Source organism: Streptomyces sp. NPDC041940, assembly GCF_055589465.1.
Genome location: NZ_JBVJBP010000007.1, coordinates 125,109 through 147,504, shown reverse-complemented (window position 1 = coordinate 147,504; position 22,396 = coordinate 125,109). Strand labels below are relative to the sequence as shown.

Here is a 22,396-nt window from a genome sequence, read left to right as displayed (position 1 = left end):
CTCAGGCCCGCGCGCTGTTGCCGCCCCTGCCCTTCGTCTTCGGCAGGGCGAGCTTGATCTCCTCCCGCAGCTCCTGGATCCTCGGGTAGCCGGCGTACTCGGCGGTGAGCCGGTACATCTCGCGCAGGCGGTCCCAGGTGCGGTGGGAGGAATTGGAGCCCATCGACACCAGGGCCAACCGCGCGTACCGGTCCGCCTGTTCGGGGTCGTCCGCGATGAAGCAGGCCGAGGCCATCGACAGATAGTCGAAGATCTTCGACCGCTGCCGGCCGTCGACCCGCAGGGCCAGCGCCTTCTCCGCGTAGTGCTGGGCATGCGCGGACGCACCCGGATCGAACTCGGCGAGTGTGCGGTAGGCCAGGGCCTGCATGCCGTAGAGGTCCTCCTCCTTGAAGGTCTGCATCCAGTCCGGCGGCGGTACGTCGGCCTTGTCGGAGACGAACAGGTCCTCGGCCTGCCCGAGCGTGCGGCGCATCGCCTGGCCCTTGCCCATGGCGGCCTGCGCCCAGGCCTCGATGGTGCAGAGCATCGCCCGGGTGCGGGGCAGCACGTCGTCGCCCGAGCCGGACGTGGCGAGCCTCATCAGGTCCAGGGCCTCGTCCGGCTTGCCCAGATGGACCATCTGGCGGGCCGCACGGGAGAGCGCCTCGCCCGCGCGGGGCCGGTCCCCGCCCTCTCGGGCCGCGTGCGCGGCGATGACGAAGTACTTCTGGGCCGTGGGTTCCAGGCCGACGTCGTGCGACATCCAGCCCGCGAGGACGGCCAGGTTGGCGGCGACGCCCCACAGGCGCCGCTGGAGATGGGGTGGGTGACGGTAGGCGAGCATGCCGCCCACCTCGTTGAGCTGGCCCACCACGGCCTTGCGCTGGAGCCCGCCGCCGCGGGCCGCGTCCCAGGCGCGGAACACCTCGACCGAGCGCTCCAGTTCCTCGATCTCCTGCGACCCGATGGGGGCGGCCTCGTAACGGTCGAACCCGGCGGGGTCGGCGTGCAGGGGTTGGTCGAGATCGGGAGCGTCGACAGCCAGGGCAGGGTCGGTGTGCAGCCAGTCGTACATGGCGCTGCTGAGTGCGGATCCCGCGGCGAGCGCGGCGCCCGCGCCCACCAAGCCGCGTCGGTTGAGCATGAGGTCCATTCCCGTGAATTCGGTGAGGACCGCGGCTGTCCGCTCGGGCGCCCACGGCACACCGTCGGGAGGCTCCGCGCTCCCGCCGCCCTGCCGTTTCCCCGCACGCCCGTGCCGGACCAGACCGAGGTCCTCGATGGTCACGACACGGCCGAGACGCTCGGTGAACAGAACCGCCAGCACCCGCGGCACCGGATCGCGCGGGATCTCTCCCGTGTCGATCCAACGCCGCACCCGGGAGGTGTCGGTCGAGAGCTGGGGGTGGCCCATGGCCGCCGCCTGCCGGTTGACCAGCCTCGCGAGTTCGCCCTTCGACCAGCCGGCCAGGCCGAACAGGTCCGAGAGACGGGTGTTGGGTTGTCCGCTCACATCAAGCCCCCAGGTACTCGGCTGAGTTGACAGTAGCCCGGGGAGACATGCCGGGCGACTATTCGCCAGGGTTCGCCAGGGTTCGCCAGATGGTGTGCCACCGGACATCCGGTGTCAGGTAGGAACGCGCCACCCCGACCCGGTCACCGCAGGGACATTCCCCAGGATGCTCCCGGGAGTCCGGGCCGGGTGGGCGCAGTCGTCGCAGGCACACGAAGGGATCTGTCTCGCCCATGTACGCAGCATCGTCCTCCGTGTCCGCACCGCCCCGGTCGCTGCACGCGCGTCCCACGGACAGCGGCCCCTACCTCGCCCCCGCGCGGCCGGCGGCCCCCGTGCTCGGTGCGGGCAGGGCGCGGCGCGGCGCGGTTCTCGGAACCCAACCGCTCAGCGGAAGACTCGACTTGTCCGGCCCCCAGGGCGCGCAGCTGCGCACCGCCATCGCGTCGGTGCACCGCATCTGCCCGGAGTTCGCCCCGGTGCAGGTACTGCGCCGCAACGGCCGGTCGGTGCTCCTGGTCGGTACGACGGGTCGCAACACGGCCGTCGCCAAGTGTTTACTGGACCACTCCCCCGCCTGGTCCGAGCGGATCCAGCACGAGATAGCGGCCTACCGCTCGTTCGTCCGGCACCGCCCTCCCGTGCGGGTGCCGAGACTGATCGCGGCGGACCCGGACAACTGCACCCTGGTGATCGAGCGGATGCCCGGGCGGGTGGCGGCACTCCAGCGGCACCCGGCCGAGGCACCGCCGCGCGCGGACATCAGAGCCGCGCTGGGCGCGATCTGCCGGCTGAACGCCTGGCGGCCGCCGGCGGGCACCTTCGACGCCCCGCTCGACTACGCGGCGCGGATCTCGCGCTACCACGAGCTGGGCCTGCTCACCGACCGGGACCTGGGTGACCTGCAGAAGCTGCTGCACGGCATCGCGCAGGCGGCCGGGCGCCAGGGCATGGGCCAGTTCTGCCACGGCGACGCACTGCTGTCGAACATCCTCCTGTCACCAGCCGGTCCAGTGCTGGTGGACTGGGAGCACGCGGGTTGGTATCTGCCGGGCTACGACCTGGCGACGCTGTGGTCGGTGCTCGGGGACGCACCGGTGGCTCGTCGCCAGATCAGCCAGATCGCCCAGTCGGCGGGCCCGGCGTCCAGGGATGCCTTCCTGGTGAACCTGATGCTGGTGCTGACCCGTGAGATCCGCACGTATGAGACGGCCGTGCAGCGTTCGATGCACGACCCGGCCCCGGCGGCACCGGGCTCGGCCCACCCTGGTGCTGCGCCGTCCGGCGAGGAGCAGCGGCTGTTGCTGCGGCGGCTGCACGACGACTGCCAGCTGGCCCGGCGGGCCGTGCGCGCGGCGGTCGGCACTCGCTGACGGGGACGAAGCGGCCGCTGTGCGCCTGGACAGGCGTACAGCGGCCCTTTCGTGTGTGTGGCGTACCGCCTCGGCGGTCAGCCCTGCTGGAACAGCTCCGCGGGCAGGGGTTTGAGGAGGGCGTACAGATCGTCCGTGATGGGGCGGTCCCAGGCGGCGATGGTCACCAGGACGTTGTCGCTGCGGTCGAACTGCACGCAGGAGATCCGGCCCTCGGAGAGCTTGACGCGGCGCACGATCAGGAGGTTGTCGCCCTGCATCACCGGCACGTCCTCGCTGCTGACGACGGTGACCTCCTCGTCGTTCTCCAGCGCCAGCAGCAGCTGGGCCACCTCGAAGGGGACCTGCCCCTCGGGGACCTCGCGCGCCGGGGAGCCCTCGGGCAGATTGCCGATGATCATCGCGGGGCCGCGGCCGCCGAACAGGTCGTAGCGCAGGAAGACGCCCTGGCAGGTGCCGTCGGGGGCGGGCAGCAGTCCCGCACCGAGGTTGCCGGGCCAGTCGCCCGGGTCCATGGCCAGTACGTCGAAGTCAGGCCCGGCGGGAGTGGCGCTGCGGCGGCGGAGGAACGACATGTCGCCAATGGTACGTGTCCCGGCCTGCGAAGTGTCGGGAGGGCGGCGTCCCGGTCGGCCTAGACCGGCACCCGGTGCCGTTGGTGGTGACGGGCGACCCGGGCGCGGTTGCCGCAGGACGGTTTGCACCACTCCTGGCGTGGGTGCTCCTTGAGGAAGTACCGCACGCAGCGCGGCGCGTGGCAGGCTCGCAGCCGGTCGCGGTCGGGGCTCGCGAGGAACGCGATCACGGCGCGCGCGAGGGTTGACGTCAAGTCGTCGGCGCCGTCCACCGGCCGCTGGTGGACGACGGGTCCGGCGTCCCGGGGCCAGTGCAGGACCGGCACGGTGGGGGTGCGGGCGGCTGCCTCGTTGAGGCGCCGCACGGCCTCGGCCTCGGGCAGGAGGCGGGCCGCGTCCGCAGGGCTGGGCTCGCCGGGGCGCACGGCGCGGGCGAAGAGCGCCCGGGCGGCGGCACGCAGCTCGCGGACGGCGGCGAGCCGCGCGGCGTCGACGGCGAACCCCTCGGTGTCCGGCAGGAGCTCGGCGTGTTCCCGGAGCCAGACGGTCAGGCCCGCCAGGTCGGTCAGATCGTCGGCTACGCCGCCGTCGCCGTTGTGCCGGACGGTGAGGGCCAGGTCCAGGGCGAGCCGGGCGTCCCTGCTGATCGGTTCCCGCATGGGCCTGATGATAGGCCTGCCGGTATCCATGACAGCGAGGTCAGTCCTCGGGCGGCGCCGGCGGGACCACCGCGACAGGGCTCGCGGCGTGGATCAGGACGGCGTGGGTGACCGAGCCCATCATGCGGGCAGGTGCCAGCAGGTGCCGCCGGTGCCGGCCCACCACGACGAGGTCGGCGTCCTGGGAGGCCGCCACGAGGTGTCCGGCCGCGTCGCCCGCCGCGGCGAGCGGCTCGGCCCGGACGTCGGGGTGCCGTTCCCGGTACGGGGCGAGGAAGCCCTCGGCGAGGACCCGGGCCTCGTCCTCGATGACGTCCTGGTCGACCACCGGCGGGGGCATCTCCCCGGGCATCATCCAGGGCTGCGCGGGCCATGGGTAGGCGGCGACCGCCTGGAGCCGCGCGCCGCGCCGGGCGGCCTCGGCGAAGGCGAACTCGAGCGTGGCCTCGTCGAGGCCGTCCACCTTCAGGCCGACGACGACCCGCCGGCGAGGGCCGTCGTCCTTGACCTCGCCTCCGGTCCGGGGCACCACGACGACGGGGCACTCGGCGTCACGCGCGGCGGCCATGCCGTTGGAGCCGAGCAGGAGGCCGGCGAACCCGCCGCGGCCACGGGAGCCCAGCACCAGCAGCTGGGCGGAGGCTCCCAGTTCGGGCAGGACGGCGCCGACCGCGCCCTCCAGTCCGACATACTCGGTGTCCGGCCGGTCGGCGCGTCCTTCCAGGCGGGTGCGGACCCGGTCGAGGACGGGGTCGTCCTGTGGGTCCGCCGCCCCGGCGGCGAGGACCTCGGGCTGTGCCCAGTGGGCGTACTGGCGTACGTGAACCACGCGCAGGGGCGCCGAACGCCCGCGGGCGGCGTCGAGGGCCCACTCCAGGGCGCGCAGGCTGTCGTCCGAACCGTCGACCGCCGCGATGACCGGCAGGGTGCTCACGGATACCTCACCTCCGGGATACGACCGTCCGTTCCGGGGGCCAGCCTGGCTCAGCGGCCGGCCCCGGGAGGATGTCTCGGGTCGCGTGTCCGGAAATGCGGGCGCGACACCCCCGGATCGGCCGTCGGATCACGGCCCTGGGGGACGGCTCACCCGGCCCGTGTCACGTGAGGTCGAACTCCCCTTCCCGCGCTCCCGACACGAACGCGCCCCACTCGTCGGGCGTGAAGATCAGGGAAGGGCTTTCCGGGCGGCCACTGTTCCGCATGGCGATGAAGCCCTCCACGAAGGCGATCTGGACATCCCCCACGCCACGGCTGCTGGACTGCCAGTCGGCGTTGGTGAGGTCCAGCTCCGGCTTGTCCCAGCCCATGAGCGGGCGCTGCTGGGTGGTGGTCTCGGCCACGTCCGTGCTCCTCCCGGTTCGTCGTCCGCGGCCAGCCTAGCGATCGCTTCCCATGGCCGACAGGGCACGTGAGGGGGACCTTCAAGGAGTCGTGTCGGGAGTCGTTTCAGGACTTGGGGGGCTGTGCTCCCACGAGCCACATCGAGAAGAACTGCGATCCCCCGCCGTAGGCGTGTCCGAGGACCCTGCGGGCGCCGTCCACCTGGTGTTCCCCGGCCTGGCCGCGCACCTGGAGCGCCGCCTCCGCGAAGCGGATCATGCCGGAGGCGCCGATGGGGTTGGTGGACAGGACGCCGCCCGACATGTTGACGGGCAGGTCCCCGTCCAGTTCGGTCACGCCCGCCTCGGTGAGCTTCCAGCCCTCGCCCTCGTCGGCGAAGCCGAGGTTCTCCAGCCACATCGGCTCGTACCAGGAGAACGGCACGTAGATCTCGGCGCCGTCGATCTCCCGGCGGGGGTCGGTGATGCCGGCCTGCCGGTATACGTCGGCCGCGCAGTCCTGGCCGGCCTGCGGGGAGACGAAGTCCTTGCCCGCGAAGAGGGTGGGTTCGCTGCGCATCGCGCCGCCGAGCATCCAGGCGGGTGGTCGCGGTGCCCGGGTGGCTCCGGCGCGGTCGGTGAGGATCATGGCGCAGGCGCCGTCGGAGGAGGGGCAGGTCTCCGAGTAGCGGATCGGGTCCCACAGCATGGGCGAGGCCGTCACCTTCTCCAGCGTGATGTCGTGTTCGTGCAGGTGGGCGTAGGGGTTCTTCAGCGCGTTGCGCCGGTCCTTGTAGGCGACCAGGGCGCCGATCGACTCGGGTGCGCCGCTGCGTCGCATGTAGGCGCGTATGTGCGGGGCGAAGAAGCCGCCGGCCCCGGCCAGCAGGGGCTGCTGGAAGGGGATCGGCAGGGACAGGCCCCACATGGCGTTCGACTCGGACTGTTTTTCGAAGGCGAGGGTGAGGACGGTGCCATGGACGCGGGCCGCGACGAGGTTGGCGGCGACGAGCGCGGTGGATCCGCCGACCGAGCCCGCGGTGTGCACGCGGAGCATCGGCTTTCCCACGGCTCCGAGCGCGTCGGCGAGGTAGAGCTCCGGCATCATGACGCCCTCGAAGAAGTCGGGCGCCTTGCCGATCACCACGGCTTCGATGTCGGCCCAGGTCAGCTCGGCGTCGTCGAGCGCGCGGCGCGCCGCCTCCCGGACCAGCCCGGCGATCGACAGGTCCCGGCGTGCCGCGACGTGCTTGGTCTGGCCGATGCCGACGACGGCCACGGGCTCCTTGCTCATCGGGGCTCCCCTTCGAGTACGGCGACCAGGTTCTGCTGCAGGCAGGGGCCGGAGGTGGCGTGGGCGAGGGCGCGGTCGGACTCGCCTCGGTGGATGCGGGCGGCGGCCTCGCCGAGTCGGATGAGCCCGGCGGCCATGATCGGATTGGCGGCGAGGGCTCCGCCGGACGGATTGACGTGTACGCCGTCGTCGAGCCGGAGGGCCTTGCGCAGGACGATCTCCTGCGAGGTGAAGGGCGCGTGCAGCTCGGCGGTGTCGACGGGCCGTTCGAAGGCGCCGGCCCGCTCGGCGGCCAGGCGGGTGGAGGGCGAGTCGGTCAGGTCGCGCACGCCGAGGCCGTGGGCCTCGACGCGGTGGTCGATGCCGCGGATCCAGGCGGGGCGTGCGCACAGTTCCCGGGCCCGGTCCCCGGCCGCGAGGATCACGGCGGCGGCACCGTCGCCGATGGGCGGGCAGTCGCCGGTGCGCAGGGGCCGTACCAGGTAGTCGCCCTGTGCCACGGACCCCTTGAGCTGCGCGTGCGGGTTGGCGGCGACCGCCTCCCGGTTGCGGGCGGCGACGGCCGCGAGGGCGGGCTCGTCGGTGTCACCGGCGTCGATGAGGGCCTGTGCCTGGAGGGCGGCGAGTGCCACCGAGTCGGGCCACAGGGGTGCCACGTAGTACGGGTCGAGCTGGCGGGTCAGGACGTCGCGGACCGGGCCGGGCGAGGACTTGCCGTAGGAGTAGACCAGGGCGGTGTCGGCGTCGCCGGTGAGGAGTTTGGTCCAGGCCTCGTACAGGGCCCACGCGCCGTCCATCTCGACATGGGACTCGGAGATCGGCGGCCAGGCGCCGACGCCGTCGAGGGCGAGGGTGAACGAGAAGGCACGCCCGGCGAGGTAGTCGCTGGAGCCGGAGCAGGTGAAGTCGATGTCGGCGGTCTTCAGGCCGGTCCGTTCGAGGACCTCGTGCAGCACCGGCATGAGCATCTCCACCTCGGAGTGCTCCTCGCTGGTGCGCCGGTGGGCGGTCTGGGCGAAGGCGACGACGGCGATCTCGCGGTCCCGCGGTGCGCTCGTCACAGCAGCTCCTTGTAGGTGTCGTAGTCCGCGTCGGGCTCACCCGTCGGCCGGTAGTGGTCGGGGTAGCGGGCGCCCTGCGTCCACACGGGTTCGACCCGCAGCCCCATGCGGACCTCGTCGTAGGGGATGCCGCCGATACGGCCGTGCAGCGCGAGGCCGGCGCCGTCGAGGGCGATGTGGGCATAGACGTACGGCACCTCGATGTCGAGGTTCTTCGCCTTGATGTTGACGATGCAGAACGTGGTCACCGTGCCGCGCGGCCCGACCTCGACCTGTTCGGCCGTGGCGACCCCGCAGGTGGGGCACGCGCCCCTGGGCGGGACGTAGACCTTCCGGCAGGACGGGCAGCGCTCGCCGACGGTACGCCGGCCGCCGAGGGCTTTGATGTAGGCGGTCTGGGCGCGGCCGGGTGAGTAGGTGTAGTCAAGGCGGGCGGGGGCGACGATGCCGGTGACCGGGTCCTCGAACTCGCCGGTGGCGCCGGTGAGTCGCGGCGGCTCGCCGTCGTACGGCTCGAAGCAGGCGATGTCCGTGATGGCTCCGGTGCGTTCCTCGGCCCAGCGGACGCGGACGCGCATGCCCGTGTGCACGGCGTCGGGGCCCGGGGCGTCGAGGGCGTGCAGCAGGGCGGTGCCGGCGCCGTCGAGGCGTACCAGGGCCCAGGCGAAGGGGGTGGTGAGGGGCTGGCCCCGGCGCGGGGCGTGGTTCCAGGCCCAGGTGGTGACGGTGCCGGTGGGGGCGACCTCGACGAGGTCGCGGATCTCCTCGGCGGTGACGGGGTCGTACTCGACGGGCGGGACGAGAACGCGGCCGTCGCTCGCCCGCACCCCCAGGACGACGCGTTCGCGCAGGCCGGTCAGGAAGGCGCTCTGGACGGGGCCGAGGGAGCGGGTGAAGGGGAACTCGACGACGAGGGGGGCTTTGAGGACTTCGGGCATGCCACGGGGCTCCTTCGGTCAGGCGCGCGGACGGGAGAGGCGGTCAGGCACGCTTGTAGACGGGCGGTCGTTTCTCCGCGAAGGCGCGGGCGCCCTCCTTGGCGTCGGCGGTGTCGAACACCGGCCAGCCCCGGGTGAGTTCGGCCGCGAGGCCGTCCGACTCGGTCATCTCCGCGGTCTCGTAGACGGAGGCCTTGACGGCCTCGACGGCCAGCGGGCCGCAGGAGTTGATCTGTTCGGCGATCTCCAGCGCCTTCGCGAGCGCGGTGCCGTCGGGGACGACGTGTCCGACCAGACCGACGGCGGCGGCCTCGCGGGCGCTGTAGGCGCGGCCGGTCAGGAGCATCTCCAGGGCGTGGGTGCGCGGGATCTGGCGTTGTAGCCGGACCGTGGAGCCGCCGATGGGGAACAGGCCCCGCTTCACCTCGAAGAGGCCGAAGGTCGCCGATTCGCCGGCGACGCGGATGTCGGTGCCCTGGAGCATCTCGGTGCCGCCCGCGACGCAGTACCCCTCGACGGCGGCGATCACCGGTTTGCGGGGGCGGTGATGGCGCAGCATCGCCTTCCAGTGCAGGTCGGGGTCGGCTTTGAGCCGGTCGCGGTACTCCTCGCCGGCCATGCCGTTCCCGGCGAGGGCCTTGAGGTCCATGCCCGAGCAGAACGAGCCGCCCGCGCCGGTGAACACGACCGAGCGGACCGAGTCGTCCGCGTCGGCCTCCAGCCAGCCGTCGTAGAGGCCGACGAGCATCGGCAGCGAGAGCGCGTTCCTGGCCTCCGGCCTGTTGAGCGTGAGCACCAGTGTGGCGCCTTCGCGCCGCACGGTGAGGTGTTCCGTCCCACCCATGGCCAACTCCCCTCTCGAAGAACGAGAACAGGTTGCAGTAGGGCGTGAGGCACTTCAAGGGTTTTCTGACAGGTAGTCAGTTTTCTTCGCGCGGACCCTTCACACTTGGACCGCCCTTTGCTCTGATGACCGGCGAACCGTCCGATGCCAGGCACGTCCCGGGTCAGGAGGAACGGTGGAGTACAACCTTGCCGACCTGTTCGAGTCGGTCGTCGACGTGGTCCCCGGCCGTGAGGCACTGGTGTACGCCGACCATCCCGGTACGGGCGCGGAGCGCCGTCTGACGTATGCGGAGCTGGACGCGGCGGCCAACCGCGTCGGCCACCATCTGCTCGACAGCGGGATACGGCCCGGTGAGCACCTCGGTCTCCACCTCTACAACGGGGTGGAGTATCTGCAGACGGTGCTGGGCTGCCTGAAGGCCCGGATCGTCCCGGTCAACGTCAACTACCGGTATGTCGAAGAAGAGTTGGCGTACCTCTACCGGGACGCGGATCTGGTGGCGCTGGTCTTCGACGCCGAGTTCACGGACCGGGTGGCGGCGGCGCGGCCGCGGGCGGAGAAGCTGCGGCATCTGGTCCGGGTGGGTGCGCCGGCGCCGGGGGCCGCCGAGGTGCCGTGTACGGAGTTCGCGGATGCCGAGGCCGCGGGGTCGTCGTCACGCGGCTTTCCCGCACGCTCGGCCGACGACCAGTTCATCATCTACACCGGCGGTACGACCGGGATGCCCAAGGGAGTGATGTGGCGGCAGGAGGATCTGTTCTTCGCGGGCCTCGGCGGGGGCGCCCCGACCGGTGAGCCGGTGAAGAAGCCGGAGGAACTGGCCGAGCGGGTGGCGGCCGGTGGGGCCGGGATCACCTTCTTCCCCACCGCTCCGCTGATGCACGGCACCTCCACTCTCACGGCGTTCATCGGCTTCAACTTCGGGCAGCGGGTCGTGATCCACCGCAAGTTCGTGCCCGAGGAGGTGCTGCGGGCCGTGGAGAAGGAGAGGGTCAGCAGCATCTCGCTGGTGGGCGACGCGATGCTGCGGCCGCTGATCGACGCGCTGGCCGGCCCGCTGAAGCACATCGACCGCTCGTCGCTGTTCAGCGTGTCGTCGTCCGGCGCGATCATGTCGGACACGGTGCGCCGGCAGTTTCAGGAGCTGGTGCCGAACGCCATGCTGCTGAACAACTTCGGCTCGTCGGAGTCCGGTTTCAACGGCACGGCGACGGAGGACTCGGGCCCCGAGCGGGGCTTCCGGATCCGGGTCCATGCCCGTACGCAGGTGGTGGACCCGGCCACGTATGAGCCGGTGACGGCCGGTGAGGTGGGGCGTATCGCCCAGTGCGGACATGTGCCGCTCGGCTACTACAACGACCCCGCCAAGACCGCCGGGACCTTCTTCGAGAGGGGCGGCGAGCGGTGGGTGCTGCTCGGCGACATGGCCACGGTCGACGAGGAGGGCGTGGTCACCGTCCTGGGGCGCGGCTCGCAGTGCATCAACACCGGCGGCGAGAAGGTGTACCCGGAGGAGGTCGAGCAGGCCCTCAAGTCCCACCCGGACGTCTACGACGCGCTGGTGGCCGGGGTGCCGGACCCTCAGTGGGGACACCATGTGGCGGCCGTGGTGCAGCTGCGTGACGGGGCGGCGCGGCCGTCGCTGGAGGACATCCGGACGCACTGCCGTGACCGGCTCGCCGGCTACAAGATCCCGCGCCAGCTGGTGATCACCGAGTCGGTCCGGCGGTCGCCGAGCGGCAAGGCGGACTACCGGTGGGCACGAGAGGTGGCGGTGGCGGCGGACGAGTGATTCTCCGGCCTGTCGATTGAACCTAAGGTGACCTGCGGACGTACTGGTGGTGGCAGGCTCGGTTCACCGGGCCCTGTTTGCCATGCCTAGCAAGACCGCACGGAAGGACCTCCGGGTGTCGCTCTTCACTCGCTCCCGTCAGCTGTCGGACTCGAACGGGGACGGGGCGGAACCGGATGACGATGCCGGTGGGGCGAGGACGGACGGCGATGCCGACAGGACGGAGTCGGACGCCGGTGCGGGCGACGCGGCAGCGGACGGTGGGCAGGAAGCCGCCCCTGCTGAGGTAGCGGGCACGGCGAGGGCCGGCTGGTTCGGCTGGCGGCGGCGCTACCCCCGTGCGGCTCGCGGCGTCAGCGTCGGGACGACCGTTCTCGCCGGTGCGCTCGTGTTCTTCGCGCTCCTCCTGCCCAACCGGACGGAGAAGATCGAGTTCGCCTCGTTCGTCCGCATTCCCGCCGAGGGCGTGCTGCTCGCGGGCCTGCTGCTCGCGCTGCCGCCGCGGGCCCGTCGGATCGCGGCGGTCGTCTCGGGTGCGTTCCTCGGGCTCGTCACCATCCTGAAGTTCGTCGACATGGGCTTCTACCAGGTGCTGGCCCGGCCCTTCGATCTGGTCCTGGACTGGATACTGATCGAGAACGCGACGGACTTCCTAAGGGAGACGTTCGGCCGTACCGGCCAGGTACTGGCCGTGGTCGGTGTGATCGTCCTGTTCGTCGCGGTGCTGGTCCTCACGACGCTGGCCATGGTGCGGCTGACGAACCTGATGGTCAGCCACCGTCCCGTCGCCGCCCGTACGACACTGATCCTCGGCACGGCGTGGATCACCGCGATGACTCTGGGCGTGCAGGTCGGCAGCGTGCCGTTCGCCACCAAGGGCAACGCCGAGTTCATCGGCAACCGGGTGGACCAGGTGCAAGCGGGCCTGGCCGACGCGCGGGTGTTCCGGAAGCAGGCCGCCGTGGACGCCTTCGCGAAGACGCCGCCCGACCAGTTGCTCACCGGGCTGCGCGGCAAGGACGTGCTGTTCACCTTCATCGAGAGCTACGGCCGTGTCGCGATCGACGACCCCGCGATGGCGCCCCAGATCGACTCGGTGCTCAAGGAGGGCACCAGCTCGCTGAAGGCGGCCGGTTTCGAGTCGCGCAGCGGCTGGCTGCAGTCGCCGGTGACGGGCGCGGGCAGCTGGCTCGCCCACTCGACGTTCCTGTCCGGGCTGTGGATCAAGAACCAGCAGCGGTACCGCAGCCTGACCACCAGTGACCGCATGACGCTGACCAACTACTTCGGCAAGACGAAGGCCTGGCGGACCGTCGGTGTCGTGCCCGGGGTGCGCCGGGCCTGGCCGGAGGGCAAGTACTTCGGCCTGGACCACATCTACGACTCCGAGCACCTCGGCTATCACGGCCCGTACTTCAGCTGGACGCCCGTGCCCGACCAGTTCAGCATGGAGGCCTTCCAGCGTCTGGAGCACGGCAAGAAGAACCGTGAGCCGATCATGGCGGAGATCATCCTCGCCTCCAGCCACAACCCGTGGTCGCCCATCGCGAAGATGATCGACTGGGAGGACCTCGGCGACGGCTCGGTGTTCCACCAGATCAAGAAGGAGGGCACCAACCCCACGGAGGTCTGGAAGGACCCGGAGAAGGTACGCACCGAGTACCGCAAGGCCATCGAGTACTCGATCCGCAGCCTCACCGAGTGGCTCGAGCGCTACGGCGACGAAAACACGGTCCTCGTCTTCCTCGGCGACCACCAGCCGGTGCCGACCGTCACCGCCGGGGACACCGGCAAGGACGTGCCGATCACCATCGTCGCCAAGGACAAGAAGGTCCTGGACCGGGTCGCCGACTGGGGCTGGACCGACGGCCTCAAGCCCGCGGAGAACGCGCCCCGGTGGGGCATGGACAAGTTCCGCGACCGCTTCATGACGGCGTACGGTCCGCAGGGCTGAGGAACTCTTCCACGACCGCGAGGAACTCCTCGGGCCGAACCTCGTGCACGAGATGCCCGGCGTCGATGGTGACGCGCCGGGCATCGGGCAGCCGATCGGCCAGGGCGACGATCTGCTCCTGGGGAATCAGACTGGTCGGCCCGCCACCGATCAACAAGGGCGCGGGCACGTCCTCCAGCACAAGGCGCCGCACGAGGTGCGGACTGTGCTGGGAGAGCAGGCAGGCGACGGCGCCGCCGAGCGAGTGGCCCACGATATCGGCGCGGTCGATGCCGAGGGCGGTGAGGAAGGCGCGTACGTCGTCGCGCAGGGTCTCGTAGGCGTAGTCGCCGGGCCAGTCGCTGCGGCCGTGCCCGCGAAGGTCCGGAGCGTAGACCCGGCGGGGCCCGGCGGCCAGCGCGGGGGCGATCCCGGACCAGTCGGCACCGTCGGCCCCGCGGGCGTGGAGGAGCAGGACGGGCGGCGCGTCCTGCGGCCCCCAGGCGCGGTAGGCCAGGGTGATGCCGTTCGCCCGTACGGTACGCCGCTCTGTGTCCATGCCGGGAACGGTAGCGACCGGTGCTCAGCAGGCAGGGCCCTCTCTGCCGACAGCAGAAGGAAGCCTCACGCCGCTCCGGAGAAGAAGTCGGCCACGCGGCGCACGAACCACTCCGGGTCGTCCAGCCACGGGTAGTGCCCCGCCCCCGGCTGGACCGCGAACTCGGCCGCCGGGAAGACCTCGGCGGCGCGCCGGGCGAGGCTGGGACGCGGGCCGCCGTCGACCTCACCCGCCAGTACGAGCACCGGGGCGGAGACGCCGGCGAGCGCGATCCGGGTCGCATCCGGATCGTAGGCGCCGTCCGCACCGTAGAGGTCACCCGCGTCGTCGTTGGTCTCGTCCTCCTCACGGTCGGCGTGGGCCCGGGCGGCGTCGTCCCAGCGTCCGTAGAAGAACGGGAGGAACACGGGGTCGAAGTCCGCGCTGCCGGCCAGCCAGGCCTCGAACGCCGGGAAGGCGTCCGCGAACCAGGGCTCCGGCTCGCGCAGCCGGGCCGCCGCCAGCCGGTCCTCGGCCGTCGCCGGCCGGCCCAGCGCCCAAGGTGTGGCGGTGACCAGGGCCAACCGTCCCAACCGGTCCGGACAGCGGGCCGAGTAGAGCATGGCGAGACTCCCGCCCGCCGAGTGCGCCAGCACGTCCATCCGCTCCAGGCCCAGGTGGCGCCGCAACGCCTCGACGTCGTCCACGAGCCGGTCGCAGCGGTACGTCGTCGGATCCGCCGGGATCTCGGACCGGCCCGTGCCGCGCAGGTCGAGGAGGACCAACTGCCGGTGCGCGTCCAGTCCGCCCAGGTTCCCGAGGTACGCGGAGGCCCGCATGGGGCCGCCGGGCAACACGACGAGCGGCTCGCCCTCGCCGCGGATGTGGCAGGCGAGTCGGGTCCCGTCCGGGGCGCTGAAGATCGGCATGCGGTCGATCATCAGGCGCAAGCACGGCCGGTGGCAACGGAGTTGTCAGCCTCTCGTGCCTACCCGGACGCTACCGCCCCCGTCCCGCCTCCGAGGTCTTTCCTGAGCTCCCGCTTGAGGATCTTCCCGCTGGCGTTGCGCGGGAGTTCGTCCACGAAGAACACTCTCTTCGGCGCTTTGAAGTGCGGCAGCTTCTCGCGGACGTGGTCGACCAGTTCCGCCTCCGTGACCTTGCCGCGCGGGACGACGACGGCCGTGACGGCCTCGATCCAGCGTTCGTCGGGGAGGCCGACGACCGCGGCCTCGGCGACCTCGGGGTGGGTGTACAGGGCGTCCTCGACCTGGCGTGAAGCGACCAGGACGCCGCCGGAGTTGATGACGTCCTTCACCCGGTCGACGATCGTGAAGTAGCCGTGCGCGTCGCGGACCGCGAGGTCGCCGGAGCGGAACCAGCCGTCGCGGAAGGCCTCGGCGGTCTCCTCGGGCTTGTCCCAGTAGCCCTCGCACAGCTGCGGGGAGCGGTAGACGATCTCACCGGGGGTGCCGTCGGGTACGTCCTCGCCGTCCTCGTCGACCACGCGCGCGTCGACGAACAGCACGGTACGGCCGCAGGAGTCCATGCGGCCCTTGTGCTCCTCGGGGGCGAGGACCGTGGCGAGGGGGCCGATCTCGCTCTGGCCGAAGCAGTTGTAGAAGGCGAGCTTCGGGAAGCGTTCCTTCAGCCGTTCCAGTACGGGGACCGGCATGATGGACGCCCCGTAGTAGGCCTTGCGCAGACCGCTCAGGTCGCGGGTGGCGAAGTCGGGGCGGCTGGACAGGGCGATCCAGACGGTGGGCGGGGCGAACAGGCTGTCCACGCGGCCCGCCTCGACCAGGTCGAGGAGCCGGTCGCCGTCGGGTGCGTCGAGGACGAGGTTCGTCGCGCCGACCGCGAGGTAGGGCAGCAGGAAGACGTGCATCTGCGCCGAGTGGTACAGGGGCAGCGAGTGCGCGGGGCGGTCCCCCGCGCTGAGGTCGAGGGCCGAGATGGCGCTCAGGTACTCGTGCACCAGGGCCCGGTGCGTCATCATCGCGCCCTTGGGCTGGGCGGTGGTCCCTGAGGTGTACAGCAGTTGCACCAGGTCCTCGGCGCGCGGCTCGGGGCCGTCGTACACGGGCGCCTCGGCCAGTCGCGCGAGCAGCGAGTCGTCGGCGTCGCGCAGGGGCAATGTGCGTACGCCGTCGGGGAGCCGGCCGGCGAGGTCCCGGTCGGCGAGGACCAGGGAACTGCCGGACTGGCCGACGATGTAGGCGAGGTCGTCGCCCGTGAGGTTCTGGTTGACGGGCACGTGCACCAGGCCGGCCCGGGCACAGGCCAGGAAGGCGATCAGATAGGCGTCGGAGTTGTGGCCGTAGGCGCCGACCCGGTCCCCGGGGGACAGGCCCTGGTCGAGGAGGACGCTCGCCGCGCGGGAGACGGCGGTGTCGAGTTCGTCGTAGGTCCAGGTGCGTTCGCCGTACTCCACCGCGACGCGCGCCGGTGTGCGCCGGGCGCTGCGTCGTAGGACTCCGTCGACCGTGCTGCCGTGTCCGGGCGTTGTCATGAGAGTCGATCCTGGGTCGGCGTCCGGGGGAGGTCAAGTCGCCTCGCGTGGTCCAGGACGGGGCCGCTTCCGGTGGGGTGCCGCTCCCGGTGGGGCGGCACCCCGTTCATCCCGCCCGGCGGCCGTACATCAGCCGGCGCAGCACCGTTTCGGCGGGGCCCCGGCGGCCGGCGCGTTCCAGGGCGTACGCTCCGGCCACCGTGACCAGCCAGACGGCGAACGCGAAGAGCGCCATGGTGGCGCTGCCCAGATGCTCGCCGAGGCCGAGTCCCCAGGCGGCCAGCGCCGGGGCGAAGAGCAGCGAGTGGGCGAGGTAGCAGGACAGGGACCGTTTGCCGACGGCAGTCACCGCGGCCACCGCCGTCGCTCCACGCCGGGGCCCGCGGGTGGTCCACCAGTGCGCGAAGAGGGCGACGGCCGCGACATAGCCGAGGCCCGCGGCGTTGCCGGTGATGTCGCGGAGCACGGTGAGCGCCCCGGACTCGCTCTGCATGTCGTCCGGTACGTGCAGGACGCCGATGTGGGCGAGTGCGGCGGGCAGCGCTCCGAGCCAGCCGACCGCGATGCCGAGCAGCGCCGTCAGGCGCAGCAGTGTGCGGTGGCGGCCCGGCTCCTCCAGGATGCGGCGCCGTGCGGCCCGGAAGCCGAGCAGGAAGAGGATGAACCCGCCGCCGACGAGGGTCAGCGGGGCGGCGACGAAGGTGACGAACAGGCCGGTCTGGAGTCGGGTGCCCGCCGCGGTGAGCCAGTTTCCCTCCTGCGCCGCGTACGCCTTGAAGCCCGGGTCGGCCCCGGCGTCGCCGAACGTGCCCAGCTCGCCCCGGAGCAGGGCCGAGAGTGCGGGCCCGGCCGAGACGAGCACGATCAGGGCGACTCCGATCCCGATCCACCGTGTCAGGGCGCGGTCGCCGCGTCGCAGGAAGGCCAGGCCGAGGACGAGGCTCAGCACTCCGTAGAAGCCGATGATGTCGCCCGCCATCAGCAGGACGGCGTGCGTCAGGCCGATGACGATCAGCCAGAGGCTGCGCCTGCGCAGGATTCTCGTGGCGTCGCGCGGGTCGGTGCCGGCGGCGGTCTGACGGAGGTAGAGCTGCGTCATGCCGTAGCCGAAGAGGAAGGCGAAGAGCGGGTAGACCCGCAGGTCGAGCACGATGATCATGATGAACTGCACGGCGTGGTCGAGCCACGAGCCGTCCACGGGCTGCCATCCGGAGGGCCCGCGCCGGGCCGCCCAGAGGTGGAAGGCGGTGTTGGACAGCACGATGCCCAGCAGCATGATCCCGCGGGCGAGATCGGGGGCGAGGGCCCGCTCGCCCGGCCGTATGGCTCCCCGCCTCAGCGGTCCCTCTTCGGTCGCGATCGTCATGTCGTCACGCTAGGAAAGCGGGGCAGGGCGGGACATCGGCCGGAGGGCGAGCGCCCTCCGACCAAAGGATGACGTCTGTGCGACCAAAGCCGCCGCGTCACCTCACACCGTTCGGTTCCGGCCCTCCCAATACGGCTCCCGCAGCCGCCGCTTGTACAGCTTGCCGTTGGGGTCGCGGGGCATCTCGGCGATGAAGTCGACGCTCCTGGGCCGCTTGTACCCGGCGAGCCGGTGGGTGCAGTGGTCGAGGAGGTCGGCCGCGAGGGCGGGTCCGGACCGGTGTCCGGGGGCCGGTTCGACGACTGCCTTGACCTCCTCGCCCCAGTCGTCGTGCGGGATGCCGAAGACGGCGGCGTCCGCGACGGCGGGGTGGGCGAGCAGGGCCGACTCGATCTCGGCCGGGTAGATGTTGACGCCGCCGGAGATGATCAGGTCGATCTTGCGGTCACGCAGGAAGAGATAGCCGTCCTCGTCGAGGTGGCCGAGGTCGCCGACGGTGAAGAAGTCGCCGATGCGGTTCTTGCGGGTCTTGGCCTCGTCCTTGTGGTACGAGAAACCGCCGGTGTTCATCTTCATGTAGACGGTGCCGAGTTCGCCGGGCGGCAGCGGGTTTCCGTCGTCGTCGAAGATCGCGAGTTCGCTGATGGGCCAGGCCTTGCCGACGGTGCCGGGCTTCTTCAGCCAGTCCTCGGCGGTGGCGAAGGCGCCGCCGCCCTCGCTGGCCGCGTAGTACTCCTCCACACAGGGGCCCCACCAGTCGAGCATGGCCCGTTTCACGTGGTCGGGGCAGGGCGCGGCGCCGTGGATGGCGTGCCGCATGGCGGAGACGTCGTAGCGGTCCTTCTCCTCGTCGGGCAGGGCCAGCAGGCGATGGAACTGGGTGGGGACCATGTGGGTGTGGGTGCAGCGGTGGTGGTCCATGAGGCGCAGCATCTCCCGGGGCGTCCACTTGTCCATCAGGACCAGCCGGTGGCCGATGTGCAGGGACGCGCCGGCGAACTGCAGGACGGCCGTGTGGTAGAGCGGCGAGCACACCAGGTGCACGTTGTCGTCGAACGGCCGGATGCCGAAGATGCCGAGGAAACCGCCCAGGTACGCCTCCTCCGGCGGCTTCCCCGGCAGGGGGCGGCGGATGCCTCGGGGGCGGCCGGTGGTGCCCGAGGTGTAGTTCATGACCCAGCCGAGCGTGCGGTCGGAGGGCGCCGACTCGGGCTGTCCGTCGAGGAGTTCGGCGTACGGCCGGAAGCCCTCGACGGTGCCCACGGCGTACCGGTGAGTGACCGGGAGACCGGCCTCGTCGGCTGCGGCGCGTGCCGCGTCGGCGAAGCGCTCGTGGGCGAGGAGGACCCGGGCGCCGGAGTCGGAGACGATCCACGCGATCTCCGGTCCGACCAGGTGGTGGTTGACCGGGACGAGGTAGAACCCGGCCTGGCTGGCGGCCAGATAGGCGGTCAGGAACTCGACGCTGTTGGGCAGGACCACGGCGAAGGTGTCGCCGCGTTCGAGTCCGGCGACACGCAGGCCGTGCACGAGCCGGTTGGCGGCGGCGTGCAGGCGCCCCGCGGTCCACTCCTCGCCGTCGGGCGCGACGAGCACGGTGCGGCCGGGGTCCTGTGTGGCCTGGGCCCAGAAGCCCACTGCGGGTGTGCTCACGACTGGCCGCTCCTTCTGGCGATGCGGTTGACGCGGTCCACGGCCTGTTCGAAGCCGCGGGTGAGGTCGTCGAAGACGGCCTGGACACTGCGTTCGCTGTTCATCCGGCCGACGATCTGCCCGACGGGGGTGCCGAGCAGCGGTTCGACCTCGTGCTTCTGGATGCGTGAGACGGCCTCGGCGACGAGCAGGCCCTGCAGCGGCATGGGCAGGGTGCCGGGTCCCGCCGGGTCGTCCCAGGCGTCGGTCCACTCGGTGCGCAGCTGGCGTGCGGGCTTGCCGGTCAGGGCGCGGGAGCGGACGGTGTCGCCGGAGCCGGCCGCGAGCAGTTTGCGGGTCAGGGCGGGCGAGTGGAGGTCCGCTTCCGTGGTGGTCAGCCACAGGGAGCCCAGCCACACGCCCTGAGCGCCGAGACTGAGTGCGGCGGCCACCTGCTGTCCGCTGCCGATGCCGCCGGCGGCCAGCACGGGCAGCGGGGCGACGGCGTCGACGACCTCGGGGGTGAGCACCATGGAGGCGATCTCGCCGGTGTGGCCGCCGGCCTCGTAGCCCTGCGCGACGACGATGTCGATCCCGGCGTCCCGGTGCTTGCGGGCGTGCCGGGCACTGCCCGCGAGCGCGGCGACGAGCACGTCCTGGTCGTGGGCGCGTGCGACGACGTCGGCGGGCGGGGAGCCGAGGGCGTTGGCGAGGAGCCTGATCGGGTAGTCGAAGGCGACGTCGAGCTGGCTGCGGGCGACCTGCTCCATCCAGCCGGTGATGCGCCAGCCGGACGCCTCGCCCTCGGCGAGCTCGGGCACGCCGTGCTTGGCGAGGGTGTCCAGGACGAACTGCCGGTGCCCCTCGGGGATCATCGCCTCGACGTCGGCTTCGGTCACGCCCTCGACCTTCTTCGCCGGCATCACGACGTCCAGGCCGTACGGCCGTCCGTCCACATGTGCCTCGATCCAGTCGAGGTCGCGTTTGAGCTCGTCGGGGGCGGTGTAGCGGACCGCGCCGAGCACGCCGAAGCCGCCGGCCCGGCTGATGGCCGCGGCGACGGCGGGGAACGGCGTGAAGCCGAAGACGGCGTGCTCGACTCCCAGTTTCTGGCTCAGCTCCGTCTGCATGGGCGCAGGATGCCGGAGTCCTCCGGAGGACGGAAGGGGTTTTCTGATACACCGTCAGATTCCCGGTCAGATTCATGGAGGCGTGCGAGGAACATACTTTCGGGGACATGCGAGACGGTCGAGGCGAAGGGGCGTGCGGTGACCGAGGGAGCGGCAGACAGAGCGGCGTCCGCTGAACCGACCCGGCGGCAACTGGGCAGACGGGCCGTGGCCTTGGGCGGTGCACTCGCCCTCGCCTCCTTGCCCGCGGGGCCCGCCGCGGCCGCCCCGGCGACACGTCACCACCCCACCCTGCGGCACGGCTCCGCCGCACGCGCCGGACTGCTCTCCTCGCACCTTCGCCGGCTGGTCACCGACGCCGAGGCGTTCCTCGGCCCCTCCCCCGCGCACCCCTGGTACGCGGGCGCCGTCCTGCTCGCAGGGCGTCGCGGCACCGTCGCCCTGCACCGGCCCCTCGGCATGGCGGTGCGCTACCGGGCCTACGACGAGAAGACCGACACCGGTGTGGAGTTCCCACCGGACGAGCAGATCCCCATGGCCGAGGACACCGTCTTCGACCTGGCGTCGGTGTCGAAGCTGTTCACCTCGATCCTCGCCGTGCAGCAGATCGAGCGGGGCAAGCTGAGGTTGGAGGGCAAGGTCGCCTCGTACCTGCCGGACTTCGGACGTGCGGGCAAGCAGGACGTCACGATCCGTCAGCTCCTCACGCACACCTCCGGCTTCCGCGCGTGGATCCCGCTGTACAGCGCGCCGACGTACGAGGAGAAGCTCCAGCTCATCTGGAACGAGAAGCCGGTGAGCGCGCCGGGCACGGCGTATCTCTACTCGGACCTGAACCTCGTCTCGCTCCAGCTCGTGCTGGAAGGGATCACGGGCCGCTCTCTGGACACCCTCCTGCGGGACGAGATCACCGCGCCGCTCGGCATGCGCCGCACCCGCTACAACCCGCCCGCGTCCTGGCGGCCGGGGATCGCGGCCACGGAGGACGCACGCCCTCCGTGGTCCGGCCTGGACCGGGGCCTGGTGTGGGGCGAGGTGCACGACGAGAACGCCTTCAGCCTGGGCGGGGTCGCGGGCCACGCGGGTGTGTTCTCCGACGCGTGGGACCTCGCGGTCCTCGGCCGTACGCTGCTCAACGGCGGTGTCTACGGCCGGGGGCGGATCCTGGAGCCGGAGTCGGTGGAGCTGATGTTCACCGACTTCAACACCGCCTTTCCCGGCGACGAGCACGGCCTCGGCTTCGAGCTCTACCAGCACTGGTACATGGGCGCGATGGCCACGCCGCGCACCGCCGGGCACACCGGCTTCACGGGCACCTCGCTGGTGCTCGACCCGACGACCGACTCCTTCCTCGTCGTACTCGGCAACTCCGTCCATCCGGTACGGAGCTGGCGTTCCGGGTCCGCCCCTCGGGTCGCGGCCGCGAACAACCTGGCGCGGGCGGTGCCGGTCCGGCCGGCCCGGGGGCGCGACGCCTGGTTCTCCGGTATGGCGGTCTCCACGACAGCGACGCTCGCTCTCCCCGCGCTCGACACGTCCGCCGGCGGGGCGCGGCTGCGCTGCGCGCTGTGGTGGGACACCGAGCCGAAGGCCGACGTCCTGGTCCTGGAGGCCACGACCGACGGCGGCACGACGTGGCGGCCGGTGCCCTTCACGACGTCCCGCCGGGGCGACGATCCCCGGCAGCATCCGTCGGGCTCGGTCACCGGCTGGTCCGGCCGCGTCTGGCACCGGCTCACCGCCGACCTCCCCACCGCACGCGGGCTTGCCGTGCGCTGGCGGTACGCGACGGACCGGCTCTATGTCGGGCGCGGGTGCTACGTGGACGGGCTGCGGGTCGAGACGGCGGACGGCGTCCTGTTCGACGAGACCCGCCCGGCGGACGCGTCGCGCCTTCAGGCGGTGGGGTGGACGCCGTCGGCGGACTGAGGA

General features: G+C 71.8%; 19 protein-coding genes. 4 read left to right on the top strand and 15 right to left on the bottom strand.

The annotated features are described in order from the left end of the window. Position 1 precedes the first annotated feature (1 nt). Positions 2–1,495 (bottom strand): DNA-binding protein NsdB, encoded by a 1,494-nt coding sequence (locus tag ACZ6I3_RS14885; RefSeq protein ID WP_469414770.1) that lies wholly within the window; start codon positions 1,493–1,495, stop codon positions 2–4. A 233-nt stretch (positions 1,496–1,728) separates the two neighbouring features. On the opposite strand from ACZ6I3_RS14885, the gene ACZ6I3_RS14880 reads away from it, so the two are divergent. Continuing rightward, positions 1,729–2,868 carry an aminoglycoside phosphotransferase family protein gene (locus ACZ6I3_RS14880; RefSeq protein WP_469414768.1) on the top strand — a complete coding sequence of 380 codons (1,140 nt, stop codon included), beginning with the start codon at positions 1,729–1,731 and terminating at the stop codon, positions 2,866–2,868. Between the two features lie 77 nt (positions 2,869–2,945). On the opposite strand, the gene ACZ6I3_RS14875 is transcribed toward ACZ6I3_RS14880, so the two are convergent. The 8 genes from ACZ6I3_RS14875 to ACZ6I3_RS14840 form a co-directional block, all read right to left on the bottom strand. Next, positions 2,946–3,443, bottom strand: coding sequence for a hypothetical protein (locus ACZ6I3_RS14875; protein ID WP_469414766.1), 498 nt, complete (start codon positions 3,441–3,443; stop codon positions 2,946–2,948). 59 nt (positions 3,444–3,502) lie between these two features. After that, on the bottom strand, positions 3,503–4,102 hold the full coding sequence (locus ACZ6I3_RS14870) for a CGNR zinc finger domain-containing protein (protein WP_469414764.1): 600 nt from the start codon (positions 4,100–4,102) through the stop codon (positions 3,503–3,505). Positions 4,103–4,142: 40 nt separating this feature from the next. Further along, on the bottom strand, positions 4,143–5,036 hold the full coding sequence (locus tag ACZ6I3_RS14865; protein ID WP_469414763.1) for a universal stress protein: 894 nt from the start codon (positions 5,034–5,036) through the stop codon (positions 4,143–4,145). A gap of 163 nt (positions 5,037–5,199) precedes the next feature. After that, the gene (locus ACZ6I3_RS14860) at positions 5,200–5,442 is read right to left on the bottom strand and encodes a DUF397 domain-containing protein (RefSeq protein WP_215123856.1); all 243 of its coding nucleotides are present in this window, start codon (positions 5,440–5,442) and stop codon (positions 5,200–5,202) included. 106 nt (positions 5,443–5,548) lie between these two features. Beyond that, on the bottom strand, positions 5,549–6,715 hold the full coding sequence (locus ACZ6I3_RS14855) for a thiolase domain-containing protein (protein ID WP_469414760.1): 1,167 nt from the start codon (positions 6,713–6,715) through the stop codon (positions 5,549–5,551). After that, the gene (locus tag ACZ6I3_RS14850; protein ID WP_469414758.1) at positions 6,712–7,776 is read right to left on the bottom strand and encodes a thiolase domain-containing protein; all 1,065 of its coding nucleotides are present in this window, start codon (positions 7,774–7,776) and stop codon (positions 6,712–6,714) included. Before ACZ6I3_RS14850 ends, ACZ6I3_RS14855 begins: the two co-directional genes overlap by 4 nt. Beyond that, the gene (locus ACZ6I3_RS14845; RefSeq protein ID WP_469414756.1) at positions 7,773–8,714 is read right to left on the bottom strand and encodes a Zn-ribbon domain-containing OB-fold protein; all 942 of its coding nucleotides are present in this window, start codon (positions 8,712–8,714) and stop codon (positions 7,773–7,775) included. The genes ACZ6I3_RS14850 and ACZ6I3_RS14845 overlap by 4 nt, the downstream gene beginning before the upstream one ends. A gap of 43 nt (positions 8,715–8,757) precedes the next feature. Further along, the gene (locus tag ACZ6I3_RS14840; RefSeq protein WP_469414754.1) at positions 8,758–9,558 is read right to left on the bottom strand and encodes a crotonase/enoyl-CoA hydratase family protein; all 801 of its coding nucleotides are present in this window, start codon (positions 9,556–9,558) and stop codon (positions 8,758–8,760) included. A 175-nt stretch (positions 9,559–9,733) separates the two neighbouring features. Here ACZ6I3_RS14840 and ACZ6I3_RS14835 point away from each other — a divergent pair, with 175 nt between their 5' ends. Together ACZ6I3_RS14835 and ACZ6I3_RS14830 are read left to right on the top strand one after the other, a co-directional pair. Beyond that, complete coding sequence (locus tag ACZ6I3_RS14835; RefSeq protein ID WP_469414752.1) at positions 9,734–11,353, top strand: acyl-CoA synthetase; 1,620 nt, start codon at positions 9,734–9,736, stop codon at positions 11,351–11,353. A gap of 115 nt (positions 11,354–11,468) precedes the next feature. Then, on the top strand, positions 11,469–13,307 hold the full coding sequence (locus ACZ6I3_RS14830) for an alkaline phosphatase family protein (protein WP_469414750.1): 1,839 nt from the start codon (positions 11,469–11,471) through the stop codon (positions 13,305–13,307). On the opposite strand, the gene ACZ6I3_RS14825 is transcribed toward ACZ6I3_RS14830, so the two are convergent. The 6 genes from ACZ6I3_RS14825 to ACZ6I3_RS14800 form a co-directional block, all read right to left on the bottom strand. Then, on the bottom strand, positions 13,279–13,845 hold the full coding sequence (locus tag ACZ6I3_RS14825) for an alpha/beta fold hydrolase (protein WP_469414748.1): 567 nt from the start codon (positions 13,843–13,845) through the stop codon (positions 13,279–13,281). The genes ACZ6I3_RS14830 and ACZ6I3_RS14825 overlap by 29 nt on opposite strands. 65 nt (positions 13,846–13,910) lie before the next feature. Beyond that, on the bottom strand, positions 13,911–14,753 hold the full coding sequence (locus ACZ6I3_RS14820) for an alpha/beta fold hydrolase (protein WP_469414746.1): 843 nt from the start codon (positions 14,751–14,753) through the stop codon (positions 13,911–13,913). A gap of 59 nt (positions 14,754–14,812) precedes the next feature. Beyond that, positions 14,813–16,336 (bottom strand): acyl-CoA synthetase, encoded by a 1,524-nt coding sequence (locus tag ACZ6I3_RS14815; RefSeq protein ID WP_469414744.1) that lies wholly within the window; start codon positions 16,334–16,336, stop codon positions 14,813–14,815. Between the two features lie 106 nt (positions 16,337–16,442). Next, positions 16,443–17,702 carry a DUF418 domain-containing protein gene (locus ACZ6I3_RS14810; RefSeq protein ID WP_469414742.1) on the bottom strand — a complete coding sequence of 420 codons (1,260 nt, stop codon included), beginning with the start codon at positions 17,700–17,702 and terminating at the stop codon, positions 16,443–16,445. A 102-nt stretch (positions 17,703–17,804) separates the two neighbouring features. Then, positions 17,805–19,355 carry an acyl-CoA synthetase gene (locus tag ACZ6I3_RS14805; protein WP_469414740.1) on the bottom strand — a complete coding sequence of 517 codons (1,551 nt, stop codon included), beginning with the start codon at positions 19,353–19,355 and terminating at the stop codon, positions 17,805–17,807. Further along, positions 19,352–20,464, bottom strand: coding sequence for an NAD(P)H-dependent flavin oxidoreductase (locus ACZ6I3_RS14800; RefSeq protein ID WP_469414738.1), 1,113 nt, complete (start codon positions 20,462–20,464; stop codon positions 19,352–19,354). Before ACZ6I3_RS14800 ends, ACZ6I3_RS14805 begins: the two co-directional genes overlap by 4 nt. A gap of 138 nt (positions 20,465–20,602) precedes the next feature. On the opposite strand from ACZ6I3_RS14800, the gene ACZ6I3_RS14795 reads away from it, so the two are divergent. After that, positions 20,603–22,393: a serine hydrolase domain-containing protein gene (locus tag ACZ6I3_RS14795; RefSeq protein ID WP_469414737.1), complete on the top strand. Its 1,791-nt coding sequence runs from the start codon at positions 20,603–20,605 to the stop codon at positions 22,391–22,393. Positions 22,394–22,396 lie beyond the last annotated feature (3 nt).

Bases quoted from the DNA above. Each gene is read 5' to 3' on its own strand.
- ACZ6I3_RS14825 (WP_469414748.1), bottom strand. From the start codon at position 13,845: ATGGACACAGAGCGGCGTACCGTACGGGCGAACGGCATCACCCTGGCC.
- ACZ6I3_RS14875 (WP_469414766.1), bottom strand. From the start codon at position 3,443: ATGTCGTTCCTCCGCCGCCGCAGCGCCACTCCCGCCGGGCCTGACTTC.
- ACZ6I3_RS14840 (WP_469414754.1), bottom strand. From the start codon at position 9,558: ATGGGTGGGACGGAACACCTCACCGTGCGGCGCGAAGGCGCCACACTG.
- ACZ6I3_RS14810 (WP_469414742.1), bottom strand. From the start codon at position 17,702: ATGACGATCGCGACCGAAGAGGGACCGCTGAGGCGGGGAGCCATACGG.
- ACZ6I3_RS14855 (WP_469414760.1), bottom strand. From the start codon at position 6,715: ATGAGCAAGGAGCCCGTGGCCGTCGTCGGCATCGGCCAGACCAAGCAC.
- ACZ6I3_RS14880 (WP_469414768.1), top strand. From the start codon at position 1,729: ATGTACGCAGCATCGTCCTCCGTGTCCGCACCGCCCCGGTCGCTGCAC.
- ACZ6I3_RS14845 (WP_469414756.1), bottom strand. From the start codon at position 8,714: ATGCCCGAAGTCCTCAAAGCCCCCCTCGTCGTCGAGTTCCCCTTCACC.
- ACZ6I3_RS14820 (WP_469414746.1), bottom strand. From the start codon at position 14,753: ATGCCGATCTTCAGCGCCCCGGACGGGACCCGACTCGCCTGCCACATC.
- ACZ6I3_RS14800 (WP_469414738.1), bottom strand. From the start codon at position 20,464: ATGCAGACGGAGCTGAGCCAGAAACTGGGAGTCGAGCACGCCGTCTTC.
- ACZ6I3_RS14870 (WP_469414764.1), bottom strand. From the start codon at position 4,102: ATGCGGGAACCGATCAGCAGGGACGCCCGGCTCGCCCTGGACCTGGCC.
- ACZ6I3_RS14815 (WP_469414744.1), bottom strand. From the start codon at position 16,336: ATGACAACGCCCGGACACGGCAGCACGGTCGACGGAGTCCTACGACGC.